This window comes from Sphingobacterium puteale, assembly GCF_050986225.1.
GTDB classification, from domain to species: domain Bacteria; phylum Bacteroidota; class Bacteroidia; order Sphingobacteriales; family Sphingobacteriaceae; genus Sphingobacterium; species Sphingobacterium puteale.
This window is the reverse complement of the sequence record NZ_CP158959.1, coordinates 2,661,839-2,675,011: the sequence shown is the minus strand read 5'-3', so window position 1 is coordinate 2,675,011 and position 13,173 is coordinate 2,661,839. Positions and strand designations below refer to the sequence as shown.

General features: G+C 40.2%; 14 protein-coding genes. 6 read left to right on the top strand and 8 right to left on the bottom strand.

Features of this window, described 5'->3' with window-relative positions:
• Nucleotides 1–5 precede the first annotated feature (5 nt).
• Both ABTV71_RS11180 and ABTV71_RS11175 read right to left on the bottom strand, forming a co-directional pair.
• On the bottom strand, nucleotides 6–1,304 hold the full coding sequence (locus ABTV71_RS11180; protein WP_433903240.1) for a hypothetical protein: 1,299 nt from the start codon (nucleotides 1,302–1,304) through the stop codon (nucleotides 6–8).
• A gap of 32 nt (nucleotides 1,305–1,336) precedes the next feature.
• Nucleotides 1,337–1,948, bottom strand: coding sequence for a hypothetical protein (locus ABTV71_RS11175; protein WP_433903239.1), 612 nt, complete (start codon nucleotides 1,946–1,948; stop codon nucleotides 1,337–1,339).
• Nucleotides 1,949–2,407: 459 nt separating this feature from the next.
• On the opposite strand from ABTV71_RS11175, the gene ABTV71_RS11170 reads away from it, so the two are divergent.
• From ABTV71_RS11170 to ABTV71_RS11155, 4 genes are all read left to right on the top strand, one after another.
• Nucleotides 2,408–2,692, top strand: coding sequence for a molybdenum ABC transporter permease (locus ABTV71_RS11170; protein WP_433903238.1), 285 nt, complete (start codon nucleotides 2,408–2,410; stop codon nucleotides 2,690–2,692).
• A 129-nt stretch (nucleotides 2,693–2,821) separates the two neighbouring features.
• Nucleotides 2,822–3,241 (top strand): DUF4262 domain-containing protein, encoded by a 420-nt coding sequence (locus ABTV71_RS11165; RefSeq protein ID WP_433903237.1) that lies wholly within the window; start codon nucleotides 2,822–2,824, stop codon nucleotides 3,239–3,241.
• 14 nt (nucleotides 3,242–3,255) lie between these two features.
• A complete protein-coding gene (locus ABTV71_RS11160; RefSeq protein WP_433903236.1) occupies nucleotides 3,256–4,011 on the top strand; it encodes a metallophosphoesterase in 756 nt (251 codons plus the stop codon).
• 168 nt (nucleotides 4,012–4,179) lie between these two features.
• Nucleotides 4,180–4,929, top strand: coding sequence for a hypothetical protein (locus tag ABTV71_RS11155; protein ID WP_433903235.1), 750 nt, complete (start codon nucleotides 4,180–4,182; stop codon nucleotides 4,927–4,929).
• 341 nt (nucleotides 4,930–5,270) lie between these two features.
• Here ABTV71_RS11155 and ABTV71_RS11150 read toward each other — a convergent pair whose 3' ends face one another.
• The 6 genes from ABTV71_RS11150 to dinB all read right to left on the bottom strand — a co-directional run bounded on the left by ABTV71_RS11150 (nucleotide 5,271) and on the right by dinB (nucleotide 11,676).
• Entirely contained in the window at nucleotides 5,271–5,915 is a 645-nt protein-coding gene (locus ABTV71_RS11150; protein ID WP_433903234.1) for an Imm25 family immunity protein, read from the bottom strand.
• A 60-nt stretch (nucleotides 5,916–5,975) separates the two neighbouring features.
• Nucleotides 5,976–6,407: a hypothetical protein gene (locus ABTV71_RS11145; protein WP_433903233.1), complete on the bottom strand. Its 432-nt coding sequence runs from the start codon at nucleotides 6,405–6,407 to the stop codon at nucleotides 5,976–5,978.
• 2 nt (nucleotides 6,408–6,409) lie between these two features.
• Entirely contained in the window at nucleotides 6,410–6,766 is a 357-nt protein-coding gene (locus tag ABTV71_RS11140) for a cyclopropane-fatty-acyl-phospholipid synthase (RefSeq protein ID WP_433903232.1), read from the bottom strand.
• A gap of 15 nt (nucleotides 6,767–6,781) precedes the next feature.
• Entirely contained in the window at nucleotides 6,782–7,306 is a 525-nt protein-coding gene (locus tag ABTV71_RS11135; protein WP_433903231.1) for a hypothetical protein, read from the bottom strand.
• 260 nt (nucleotides 7,307–7,566) lie between these two features.
• Complete coding sequence (locus ABTV71_RS11130) at nucleotides 7,567–10,506, bottom strand: DNA polymerase III subunit alpha (protein WP_433903230.1); 2,940 nt, start codon at nucleotides 10,504–10,506, stop codon at nucleotides 7,567–7,569.
• 15 nt (nucleotides 10,507–10,521) lie between these two features.
• The gene (dinB, locus tag ABTV71_RS11125) at nucleotides 10,522–11,676 is read right to left on the bottom strand and encodes a DNA polymerase IV (protein WP_433903229.1); all 1,155 of its coding nucleotides are present in this window, start codon (nucleotides 11,674–11,676) and stop codon (nucleotides 10,522–10,524) included.
• A 67-nt stretch (nucleotides 11,677–11,743) separates the two neighbouring features.
• Between dinB and ABTV71_RS11120 the strand changes: the two genes are divergently transcribed.
• Both ABTV71_RS11120 and ABTV71_RS11115 read left to right on the top strand, forming a co-directional pair.
• Entirely contained in the window at nucleotides 11,744–12,547 is an 804-nt protein-coding gene (locus ABTV71_RS11120; RefSeq protein ID WP_433903228.1) for an XRE family transcriptional regulator, read from the top strand.
• Between the two features lie 7 nt (nucleotides 12,548–12,554).
• Nucleotides 12,555–13,154 carry an alpha-ketoglutarate-dependent dioxygenase AlkB family protein gene (locus ABTV71_RS11115; protein WP_433903227.1) on the top strand — a complete coding sequence of 200 codons (600 nt, stop codon included), beginning with the start codon at nucleotides 12,555–12,557 and terminating at the stop codon, nucleotides 13,152–13,154.
• Nucleotides 13,155–13,173: the final 19 nt, after the last annotated feature.

Below are 13,173 nucleotides of genomic sequence, written 5' to 3'. Positions count from 1 at the left end.
ATTGATTAAATGCCTCTCCCTTTACGTTTTTTCTTTTTTTGTGTAGGAGCAAGATTGTGTTGTGGTCTTGATTGGGGTAGGACATTTTTAGGCTCAAGGGCTTGCTCCAGTTTAAAATTGTATGGGATAATCGCTCCTTCCGGCGTAGTTATTTTTATGCTTTTTGCTGAAAGGTCTGGCGAAATTATAACCTCTTTTTGCTGAAGGCCGTACAGGGTAGTTTTGCAGATATCACCATTAAAAAGGCCGGTAAGTAATTTTGTCTTGTGAAGATCATCCAGTGGCAGCATATTTAGGAATGTTTCCAACTCCTTACGTGAAGGTCCTTCAACTAAGTCCAGTGATAATCCCTGGTCAGTGTGGACAAGCTTTTGCCATGTATTGGATTCTGCCATGATATCCGTAAGCCGGCCTGAAAACACTGGCCTGCCGCACATAAGATTGTAAATCTTACGCGCACCTGTTTCTACTGAAAAATTAAAATACAATCTGGGAAGTGATTCGTAGAGGCGCCAGGCATCTGCGTGGATATGACCTTCAAAAAAAGGCGCTTCATGCCAGTGTCTGAGCTGAAGATTCAAGGCGGCATTATTACCATTTTCATCCCCTAATAGCAAGGTCATATCATCTAGTATTTTCTCTACTTCATCTGTGGTTTGCAGGTTTCCATTTTCGTCCAATTCATATAATCCCTCCAGGTTCCAATCAATAGATGCCATCCGGGAACCTAGGTCCATTGTGTCAACTTTATTATAAACTCCGTGTTCAAAATCGGGATACCTCATAAAAGTAACCTGGATGTCTGAAGCCTCATAAAATGAACTTTTCAATTCCAGTTTAACTTCAAATTCAATCAGCCCTTCTACACCATTCTTGAAAGAATAAAAGGTAAAGGTATCAGGCGTTTGGTTGAGAGACTCTTCTAAAAAGGCATTGACATCGTCCCCAGTAAATTCTTCAATTCCTGTAGACCATAATTTTTCCCTTACGTCGTCCAATCGCCCCGATAGTATATTGTAAGCCAATTTCGCATGACAAATACCAGCATTAGACGCAATGAAGTCCTGGCTGTACACATGACCGTTTTCATGACTGTAAGTTGCTTTATAACCTGTCCAACGATAAGAATCAAACTGGTGATCCCAGGAAAAATTTAGCTGATATTCCATAAGTTCCTCACCATAAGATTTACTGACTTCAACCTTAAATTGTGATCCTGCACCTCTACACTCTTTGATAAAATTGTCAGGTTTAAATCCTTTCGTAATCAAGTATGCTAATAACTGCTCTGCTTTCTCTTCCATCTCCATAGCATCAATTTATTTGTTCAAGTTGCTTAAATAGATTTACCTTTAGATTTCTGTGGAGCTTGCTTCATCACATACTCCGCACTCTGCTTTATAAATTGATCTTCCTTTAATCCTGCAGCTTTTAAAATACTTACTGGTATATTGCTGTTAAGCAGCTTTTCGTTGTCAGATAGGCTCGGCAGAACATCCTGGGTGATTGTTGCCGTGAGCAGATCTACTCCACCTTGACTTTTGGTCAATATGTCAATGGGAGCTTGTGTTCTGACAGTTCGGATATACTTAAGCGGCTCTCCGATAACAATGTTCTGTTTCATAGCAACATCCACCTTTTTAAAGTACCGGGCATTTTCAAGCCTTTCCAGGTGTACCACAAATAGGTCGCGGATAAGGCTTTGTAAACTTTGAGCACTTTGCTGCTGCTTGCCCTCAACGGTGATAGATTTGGCTGGAAGTTTTTCGCAATATTTTTCCGCTTTTTCAATCAGCGCCTGGCCTTTTTGATTGACAGGATAATACTGCGTACCGCTGTGATTGCTTACAATATTGCCTGCCTTGATGCCGTCGATCACCAGGTTGGCAGCAAAGGACTGCTTGTCGATCCTGGGATTAAAACTTACTTTCTTGATTTCAATATCCATTTTCTATAAATTATGTCTTTCTTTAACCGAATACTTCCCAATCATTTAATGGGTTATAACGATTTTTCTTTTTTTGCATTGAATTTTTTGCGGTCTGCATCTTAATCGCTTTAAAATTGTGGTATTGACCTTTTACCAGCGCCACTGCTTTCAGATCCCGTTCTTTGACAGAACGTATTGATCTCAGATTTAAAAACATTTATCCATCCGGACCATTTGGCTGCTATATCAAAGCCACCGATTCCGCCGAATAAACTACCATGTTTGATTTTCTTTTTCCATCTTCCCTCCTTTTCTTCCTGGCTTACCGGGTGGTACAACTATGAGGGCAAAAGTGGAAATCTGGCAGGTGGGAAAATGATACTTTTGTAGTAGCTACCTTTTAATTTTAATAACTGGTTATGGATATTCTATTTATAAAGTGTTATTTTTATAATGTAACTAACTTATAAATAAGCAATGGAAATTATTATATTTATTATAGGGGTCATGTTGTTGGTGGGTGGCATAGCGCTCAATATTTCTATTAACCGCCGACGGTTTTATAGAAGAGGGTCGGGCGGGTTACAGCATTTTGAAAGCTATGGAAAAGCAGTTGGCACCACTTTCTTGGAAAGGATCGGAAAAATTATTGCATTTCTGCTTATAGTGATCGGACTCTTCTTCACCATAAGTTACTTTTTACTTCCAGACTTAAAACGTGAAATACAACACCAGCAAACTTTAGAGCAGAAAGGCAAATAAAGGGTCTGGAAGAGCCATGGAAGAGTAAAATTTTCACGAACCTGCCGTGAAAATATAATGCTCAGGAGGTATTCGGCAGCACGTTTCCTACCTTTGGGTACATTCAATTACGAAAATAACCCACTGATAATGAACTCGTTTTTTTTTGATGATCCCGGGAGAAAACTTGACGCCTTAAGCAGGGATATGATGGACAGACATGGCTGGTATGTTCATTTTGTTCCCAATGACAATGTTTTTCCAAACAGTATCAATTTTCATACCCATGGCCTGCCTGAATTGTTTGGCCACCCGGATCTACAGATCTGTTTTCCGCTTTCCACCGAAGTTGCCCATCAAATACTGAGTTATATTATAGAACAGATTAAAAGCGGCGAACAATTCGAGCCTAATCGACAATATGAAAAAATAATTGGCAACAACTTGACGGTCGAATTTATCGAAGCTATGGAATGTAACCGCAAGCTTTTACGGATCGTGTTTCCCAATAAGGATGGTAATTACGAGGGTGAAGTATTTAGTGCCCAGTTCGAATACACTGGTATATAGGGAGACGATTGATTATGGCAAGAGAACGGTTGTTTTTAATGGGCGATATACACGGAGCATATAGGGCGCTGGTGCAGTGTTTGGAGCGCTCAGAATTCGATTACGAAATGGATACATTAATCCAGCTCGGCGATGTTGTGGATGGATACGGGCAGAGTTATGAGTGCGTCGAAGAATTATTGAAAATTAAAAACCTCATAGCTATCCGTGGTAATCATGATGCCTGGTTTTATGATTTTTTACAAACGGATTTCCACCCCGGTTATTGGAATTATGGAGGTAAAGCAACGATAGAATCCTACCTAGAGCACGCCGGTAAAAAGGTAATATGTATCCCATCTGGCAGCGGTTATAAAACATCATTGAACAGCTCAGACATCCCTGCCGCTCACCGGCAGTTTTTCCAGAATCAAAGGCTATATTTCATTGATGAGCAGCAGCGCTGTTTTGTCCATGGAGGATTTAACCGCGAGATTGCTTTCGATCAGCAGGCTTTTAGTAAATACTATTGGGACCGGGATCTATGGACAGATGCATTAATCCATGAAAATGCCGGTGGAACAGTAAAAGATTTTCAAGTGCCAACTCCGTTTAAAGAGATTTTTATTGGTCATACATCGACCACAAATTGGGAAACAGATAAGCCAATGACAGCGCTAAATATTACAAATTTGGACACCGGCGCTGGTCACATTGGCAAACTTACCATCATGGACGTAAACAGTAAGCAGTATTGGCAATCTGAACCAGTCGTTCGATTATATAATTAGCATCTTGGAGCTTGCTGGCTCCAATATTACACGGGCAATTACCTTGCCCGTTATTTCAGATTTATATTTATAAAAAATAGTAGCTATATATAAAGCATCACTTTAACTCACTACCGGTTTTCATCTTTGTAATACCAGGCACTACAGCCCGGTATAAACAAGGAAAATATGAAAACATGGTATTTTGTGGCGGCTCTACTCCTATGTACAGCTGCTTGCCAGAAGGGAAAACAGCCCGAACCCCTTCCATCTCTGAAAAAATCAGAAGTAAAACCGCGAAAGGATTTTGCACAGGCAGCGAATCCTGAAAATCCTTTCGATGAAGTGGGCAAAATCCACAATCTTGGACTTGATGCATTGATAAACTATGTGGAGACAACCAGAGATACCACGAGATACGGTAGAAGTGTCTTCCTGGCTAAATTTTTCAAGGAACACTATAACATACATGCCAAGCCGGAACAATCATTGAAATTGGAAATGGCAATTAAGAAAGACTTTAAAGATGTATTGTTTTCCCAGATAATTTCGAACCGTTCCAAAGTATTTCTTAAAGAAATGTCAGCAATTTTAGAGCGCATTAAAACATTAGAAGATTACAGTTCTTACAAAGAAGCATTCGTAAGGCTTGAAAAAAAGATCTACCTTGAAAAATTGCCAGAAAAGGAGAAAGAAATTCTTTTGGCAACCGCATCTATATTTCGTTATTCAGGGTTATTCTGGATGGAATTTTATAGCAATGCTCCACAGGCGGAAACGTGGGGATTGCTAAGGAAACTAGCAGGTGTTATCGTCGGTATTGCGGCAGACGCTACTTCTTTCTTTTACTACGCATTTGTTGATAGTTCTTATTATGAACGGCTTGAAGACACTATCGATATGAGTTACGTTTGTGGGTATGGAACTGGATGGTATTAGTTGCCTTAACGCTATCGCGATAAGAGCATTACAGCATTGAAAACATTATAACAATTCAGTGGTCCTAAGTTGATTTAGGGTCACTGATTATGTATAGAGAAAGATTGGATTACCGACACCGCATCTTCCAAATTGTAGATTATAAAATTAACGCTCGTAAAGACCAAAGATTACAAGAGCCAAAAGCCTGTAAGCGTTTTTTTTTACGGAATAATAATGTACACTCTACATCTGATTTGTTGCATTCCGAAACTAGCCAATGAAACCAAGGACTTCTAGGAATTTGAAACTTACGAAATGGATCATTTCACTTCGATCAACGGTGCATTTATCCATATTACCTACAAATGAAGGGAATTGATGTACAATAGTTCAAAAATTTTGTCTTGTGTGCCCTTAAGCCCCAATTGATTGAAAAATATTTCTTCTTCGGCCTGAAGTTTTGCAAATTCTTTTTCAATAAGTATTTCACATTTGCGCCTGTTACCCATCACGCTTTTCTCGTTTCGACAGGCTTCTCGAACATTAAAGAAGAAAGGAAGCAGGTACTTTGAATAAACATCATAGCGCCGATTCTTTACTGAAGGTTCCTTTAGCTCTTTCTTAGAAGCTTCCAAAAGTGTCTCCAAGTTGCCGCTTTTAATTAACGTAATAATTCTAGCTTCACAGTTTCGGAAAAAATCCGGATCTAGCTCTTGAGTGAAACCGATCTGTAATTTTATATTCGCTGACAGACTTTCTAGACCGTCATCTGGTCGGTTTATTGGCCCCACCCATAATGTGGTTTCTAAAGCGCCGTCGTTTTTATGTACTCGGGCTATGACGTAACAGTAGTAAATATCTTCGATGTGCTTGCTTAGGGCAACAAGATTTTTATACCATAATTTCTTTGGACATTTAAAGTCACAATTGTTTATTAGATTGTCAAATTCTGCAACAACTGAACTGAAATTATCAGCATTGCTTCCATCCATTCTATTGGCCATATTTTATAAAAGTGAAGGGTTATGGGTTATAAACAGCGGTATATCGCAACATTACAATCATTACGCTATTTCGAAATACCATTCCAAAAAAGAAATAAAGTCATCCCATTGCGGCTGCAACGTTCCATTTTGAAAAGCAACATAATTATTTCCCAGTTCAAGCTCCAAAACCTGACCAGTATTTCGGTTATAAAAATATCCTCCTTCTCCTTCAAAACTGTCAAGCGGAATATATTCTTCAGGTAATTTTAAAGCTATGCTCATATTTTTTACCTGGGCATAATACGACGAATTGATAGCGAACCAACATACATTATACAGATCATTTCCTTTACCTGAAAATGTTACCGCATTGGTATGCGTATTAAAATCTGCAAAGGCCGAATTTTGATCAATATTCAACTTCGTAATAACTCGTTGATAATTTTCATCCTCTGTTTCATCATACAGAGATTCTTCCTTTAGATACTCTTTTATCTTTTCTGATAACATATTTACCTTTTTTTCTCATCCGCCTGGAATGCCTCCAGCTTTTTATTGATAAAACCAAAATCGTTAATTGCTCTATCTCGATCCTTACTCCTGTCATATTTTGCGATCCAGGCCCTAATACCAAATAGGTAGAACCTCAAACCAGATTCGGTAAGATCGCCGACTATAATTTTTGATTCGTCATTTGCTTTTTCTCCATCCCCTAGAATAGTCCTAGTTGTAAAACCATTATCCTGCAAAAATTTCACCTGATTTTCGAAAAAACGATATTGGCGTTCTTTATACTCATCGCTTAAAGGCGGTGTCGATTTCATTCTCGTTACCCATCCAACTTGAACCACTATTCTATTTTCATCCATTCGATAGATTTTAAATTATAACTTATTCAATTTGCCCATTAAAGCCGATATGATTTCATCTATTGGATATTCGAAATATGAGCCGTCCTTTGCTCGGTTACGCTGGAAGAGCTTTACTCTATAGGCGTCTGGGAAATTTAGCTTTAAAAAATCATGGTAATAGTTATCAAGATAGTTTTGGAAATCGGCAGCAAAGGTTCCGCTGTGAGCATTGCTAAAGTCGTATTCTTTAATTCGACGCACAATCTCCGCAACTTCATCGAAAGTTATATCAGAAACAAAAACCGGATCGGGCAAACTGATCCGAAAGGCTAGCACCTCAGCGCCTTCTTCCTCCCACCATTCATACAGGTTGAATTTAGATATGTCTTTATTTGTAAGGCCATGAAGATACTTTTCTAGTACTTGGTATTGTTTTCCATCCTCATCGCCAGAAGTATCGACTTCTTTAGCATACTCTTCCAATGATAACAAAACTGATGGAAACCGCTCTTCTGCAGTGTGCATATCAGGTTCTAATCTGCTTCTTAATCCTATCATTTAAACATGAAATATGGGTATTAAAACATCTATTGTTCAATATTTTCGCAGCGAAAATTATGCCAGTAGAAAGACTACGGTGACGTTCCACAAAATCGCAATTAAGTACCTGGCAAATTTGTAGAAGAAATTTACTTTTTCCCTTTCCACTTTCAGGCACCTCCAAATCCACTTCGATTGTTGACTTGGCAACTTCACACATGACTTGTTTTGCCTTTTTATTCAACCAAAAATCAAGAAAGGTAGTAGGTTTGCGAATTCTATATACTTCTTGGGTCGGGCTTCATAGGCATCCTTCCACATTTATAAACCTCTATTGCGGGACAATCAAAATCAAGTACCACCTTACCTTCGATCAAATACAGGCCAGAGCTGTAGAGCGGATATTTTTTAAGCGAAGGTGCAAAGTGGACCGTGTCAAAAAACTCACCTTTGGCGTCAAGGAATGTTCCAAATTTCATGAGTGTACCGTTTTTCGTTGGAACGGTTTTATTGGTTACAAGTTCCCCGACAATACGGACGATTTGCCCTTCCATATTTTTCAGTGATTTGGCGTCGGTAGTACCTCGATAATCCGATTTCGCAATATCGAATAGACTTCCTGATACACAAAAGCCTAATAGTTGTAATTCATCGTAAAGGTCTTCTAAGATATGGTAGTCCAGTGAAGGCAATACCGGCTTGGTCATCATATTTTCGAACAACACAGCACCGCCAGTATCTTTTCGTTTTTCCGAGAGCAGGAGATGTGCTTCCCAAAGTAGTTCTTTCTTTCCAATGCCAGTAAACCGAAATGCTCCACTGCGGATAAGAATTATTAATTGTTCAAGCGAAATACCTGTTCGTAACAAGAAATTTTCAATACCGGAATATTTGCCGTTTGCGGTGCGTTCAGCCGGTATTCGTTCCGCTAATTCTTTTTCAAGATTTAAGATACAATCAAAGCCAAGATAGATCTGATTGCCCTGAATGGAAGTGCGACGCATGCTTTCGTTTATACATGGCAAATTAATCTCTCCGCCTGCCTTTTTGGCTTCATTAAAATATACCCGCCTATTATAGAACCCACCATAGTTATTAAGAACCCCAACCATAAATTCAATTGGATAGTATGTTTTTAAAAAAAGGCTTTGATAGCTTTCCACAGCAAAAGAAGCTGAGTGTGCCTTATTGAAAGAATAACCGGCAAAGCTTTCCATCTGCCGCCATACTTCTTTTGAAATCTCTTCGGGGTATCCTTGTGCCTTACAGTGAGCAAAAAACTTATCTTCAATTTCCACCAGATGTTTTTTATTACGATATTTACCAGACATCATACGGCGCAGCACGTCGGCATCCGCCAAATCAAGACCACCGAATCGGTGGCCGATCTTCATCACGTCTTCCTGGTATACCATAACACCATAAGTATCCTCCAACTCCTGTTTAAAAGCCGGATGCAAGTATTGTACCTTTTCCGGATTTTTATGCCGTTCGATATAAGTCTTCATCATACCGCTGCTGGCGACACCTGGGCGTATAATGGAGCTTGCAGCTACTAATGTTAGATAGTTGTCACAATCCAGTTTACTTATGAGCTGTCGCATTGCAGGGGATTCGATATAAAAACATCCAATCGTATTTGCTGAGCGCAGTTGATCTGCGATCTTTGGATCTTTAAAGAAACGGCGAGGATTGGAAATATCAACATCCATACCTTGATTTAACTTAATAACCTCACGACATTCTTTAATATGCCCTAACCCCCGCTGACTTAAAATATCGAATTTTTCAAATCCTATCGTTTCCGCAACGTGCATATCAAACTGCACAGTTGGAAGTCCTTTAGGTGGGTAATCCAGAGCAGAGTAACAAGTGATTGGTTTCTCAGAAATAAGGACACCACAGGCATGTATGGTCCTTAAATTCGGGAAGTCCGGCGGCAACTGATTACAAACTGAAAGGATCGTTTCAGTGACTTCATTTTTATTAAGCATATTTTCAGGTTCAAGGATCATCCGGTCTATTTCGCCTTTAGGTAACCCATAAACCTTACCCATCTCACGTACCATAGATCTATCCTGAAAGGTACTCATTGCGCCCATCAATGCGGTATGACCGGTTTGATAACGCCGAAAAATATAATCATAGATTTCATCCCTGTCCGTCCACGAAAAATCAACATCAAAGTCCGGCGGGCTTTGACGCTTGGGATTTAAAAAACGCTCGAAATATAGATTCAATTCGATGGGACAGACATCGGTAATTCCAAGGCAATAAGCAACTACACTGTTGGCGCCGCTTCCTCTTCCCACGTGATAAAAATCCCGGCTTCTTGCATACCGGCATATATCATCCGTAATTAGAAAGTAGCTTGAAAAGTTCAAGTTGTCGATTATATCCAACTCCTTTATTACGCGATCCCTTGCTATTTTATCTCCGGCACTATAACGGCGTCTCAGGCCATCCATCGAATATTTTTGAAGAAGTTGTTTATCATCGTACCTATTGCCCGTGAAAGTCTCCTTATTTTTTATCTTCTTAAAATCGAAATCAAAAGAGCATTGTCCAAGAAGTCTGTTGGTATTGCCGATCAGACGCGGGAAGTATTTGTAATGATTGAGCAACTGGACTTTCGTCAAGAACACTTCGTCTGCTGCAGCTGCCTGATGTGGTTGAAGTTGGGAGATAAGAATATTATGAGAAACGGCGCGAAGCTGTTTGTGCAGTTTATGCTCATTTTTTCGGAAAGATACTGTTTGGAGTATTACATACCGGTCTTGGTTTGATGCCGGCTCCAATGCGATTTTATTCAACTCTCCGGGCCTTATGCCAATGTATTCATAATCCTTAAGACTTTTTATATCTGTCACACCGTAAGGGTAGATTACAAATACGTTATTAAACTCAGGTGCCTTTATTGGCAACGTAGATTTTTGCCGGTTGGCTTGCGTCATAAATTCATTAAGCTCCTGAAATCCAATTTCATTTTTTGCCACCCCGATATAAAGGAGGCGATCTTCGTTTCGAAATTCCATTCCTGCAAGACCATTAAGACCTGCAGCACCACATTTTTTTATAAAATCCAGCGTGGCAGACGAGTTGTTTATATCGGTAAGCACTGCGGTATCATAGCCGCATAGTAGCATTCCTTCGATGATACTATCAAGACTTAAAGTGCCATATCTCAGGCTATAAAAACTATGTACATTCAATAACATGTCCCTCCCTCCTTTCTATCCCTTCTCTGGTAGCGCAAAGCCTCTGATTATTGAATTTGAACCATAACGTATTCTTATGTGATCCATTGCGCGCGACAAGTTAAGGTCCTCCAACGTATCGTCAAAAAGATCTGCTTGATAGCTTCCTTGGATTAAATTGCTAAACTTAACACCGATAAGGCGGATCAACATCCGACGGCTGTAGAGCTTATGAAATAAGGCCAACACCTTTTCCGAGATCACACGCTCCGATGCCGTAAATGGAATTTTCATTTGCTGAGTATGGGTATCAAAATTGCTGTACCTGATCTTTACTGTTATGCAGGAAGTCAGTTTATTTTCTTTTCGTAGATCGAAGGCCAGTTCATCGACCATAGAAAGCATTGTTTTACGCAGCACAGTCATATCAATGGTATCTGCCTGAAAGGTCGTTTCTTTTGACATTGACTTTTGTTCATGAAAAGGAACCACAGGGCTGTCGTCCAGTCCGTTTGCCTTTTTCCAAATAGAAACGCCATTGTCACCCATAACACGTTTCATTGCAAATACATCCATTTGCTGCAGGGTGATGATTTTTGAAATACCCATATTTCTTAAAGTCGGATACGTCTTTTCTCCGATACCGGGTATTTTCCTGATCGACAATGGGGCGAGAAATGGCTTTTCGGTGCCTTGGTCAACTTTTTTTGCTCCGCAGGGCTTTGCTTCGCCGGTTGCTATTTTACTTACGGTTTTATTCGCCGACAAACCAAATGAAATGGGTAGCCCGGTTTCTTTCATGATGAGTTGCCGTAGTTCCTGGGTCATTTTCCAGGTACCAAAAAATTTATCCATACCGGACATGTCGATATAATGCTCATCAATACTTGCTTTTTCTACCAAAGGCACCCGCTGCTCTATTATCTCGGTTACGATATTGGAGTATTTTGAATACAAGTCATGATCACCCCGAACCAGGATAGCTTCCGGACATAGCTGCCGAGCTAGCCGCATCGGCATGGCGGAATGAATACCATAGGTTCTGGCTTCATAACTGCAGGAAGCCACAACTCCACGATCGGAGCTACCGCCAATCAACACCGGCTTTCCAACCAGGTCGCTGTTTAAAAGTCGCTCGACAGATACGAAAAAGGTATCCAGGTCGCAATGAATTATTTGCCTTTCCATCATCACAAAAAATTACTACATTTGTCACTATTAGTAACAAAATGAATGTCACTAATAATAGCATTACAAAATGAAAGACGCAAAAGTTTTTTTCCACAGTAATTTAAAATTACTGAGAATCAGGCGGAAAATCAGTCAGGAGCAACAGGCAAAACTATTAGGATTTACCAGAAGTAAACTGACTGCGTTTGAAACCGGACAGACAGGAAACCCGGCACTATGTGATGTAATCAAGATTGCGGAGCATTTTCGGATTTCTGTAGATGATCTTTTAAAATCAGATCTTTCCACTTGGAATGAATCGGATTTGAGAAAACTCGAAACCGGCAACGTGGAATATGTTTCGGGTAAAAAGTTACGGCTACTGGCGGTAACCATTAATCCAGATAATAAGCAAAATCTCGAATACGTACCGGTGAAAGCGAAGGCAGGGTATTTAGCAGGACACACTGATCCGTCGTTTATAGCTTCGCTTCCAAAATTCAGCCTGCCGGAGCTTCCCGATGCAACACTACGTATGTTCCCCATCGTAGGGGACTCTATGTTGCCGATTCCATCCGGTAGTAAGGTCATTTGTCGCTACATTGAGGACTGGCGCAAAATCAAGCCACAAACGGCCTGTATTTTGATTTTGAACGGAGCACAGGACTTTGTGTTCAAGTTTGTCACTGTTCAAGGAAATTCGCTTTCGCTTGAATCCCTGAACCCGGAGTATAAACCTTATACGGTGGAGATTTTCGACGTTTTAGAAATTTGGCAATTCCATAGCTACCAAAGTACACAGATGCCGGAACCTTATGGCGAAATTACACAGGTTCAGGTGCTGATCAACGAGATTCGTAACGACGTAAAATATCTGAAGGGAAAAGTTTAAAAGAAAGATGCAACAGAAACTATTTAACGACATAGAGCACCTATTGCTTCCGCAAGAATTGATGGATTATCATCCTTCTTTCTTATCCAGGGAAGAAAGTGATTATTACTTAAGTACGCTGTTAAAAACTGTACCGTGGCAACAAAACATTGTTATGATGTATGAAAAGGAGATCGTCACACCCCGGCTTTCTGCCTGGTTCGGGGACCGGCCGATACGAAAAAACGATAAGCGCCGGCCCATGCCATGGACAAACGAGTTACTTGAGCTAAAAAATTTAATTGTGCAGAGGACCGGGATGGAGTTCCACGGCGTCCTGCTCAACTTATACAGAGACGGCAACGATTCTGTTGCGTGGCACGCTGATAAAGATACCGTTCCTGGCCTGAAAACTGAGATCGCTTCGCTTAGCCTGGGAGAAGAAAGAGATTTTGATTTTCGTAATAAAGAGGATCACCGCAAGCGCTATTCTCTCAAACTTCAGCATGGTAGCCTATTACTGATGAAAGGTGACTTACAAAAGTATTGGGAACATAGAATAGCAAAATCATCGCTCCCTATGAAGCCGAGAATCAATCTTACTTTTCGCAAAGTGATTACTCAATGAATTAAGACGGATTGCCCGT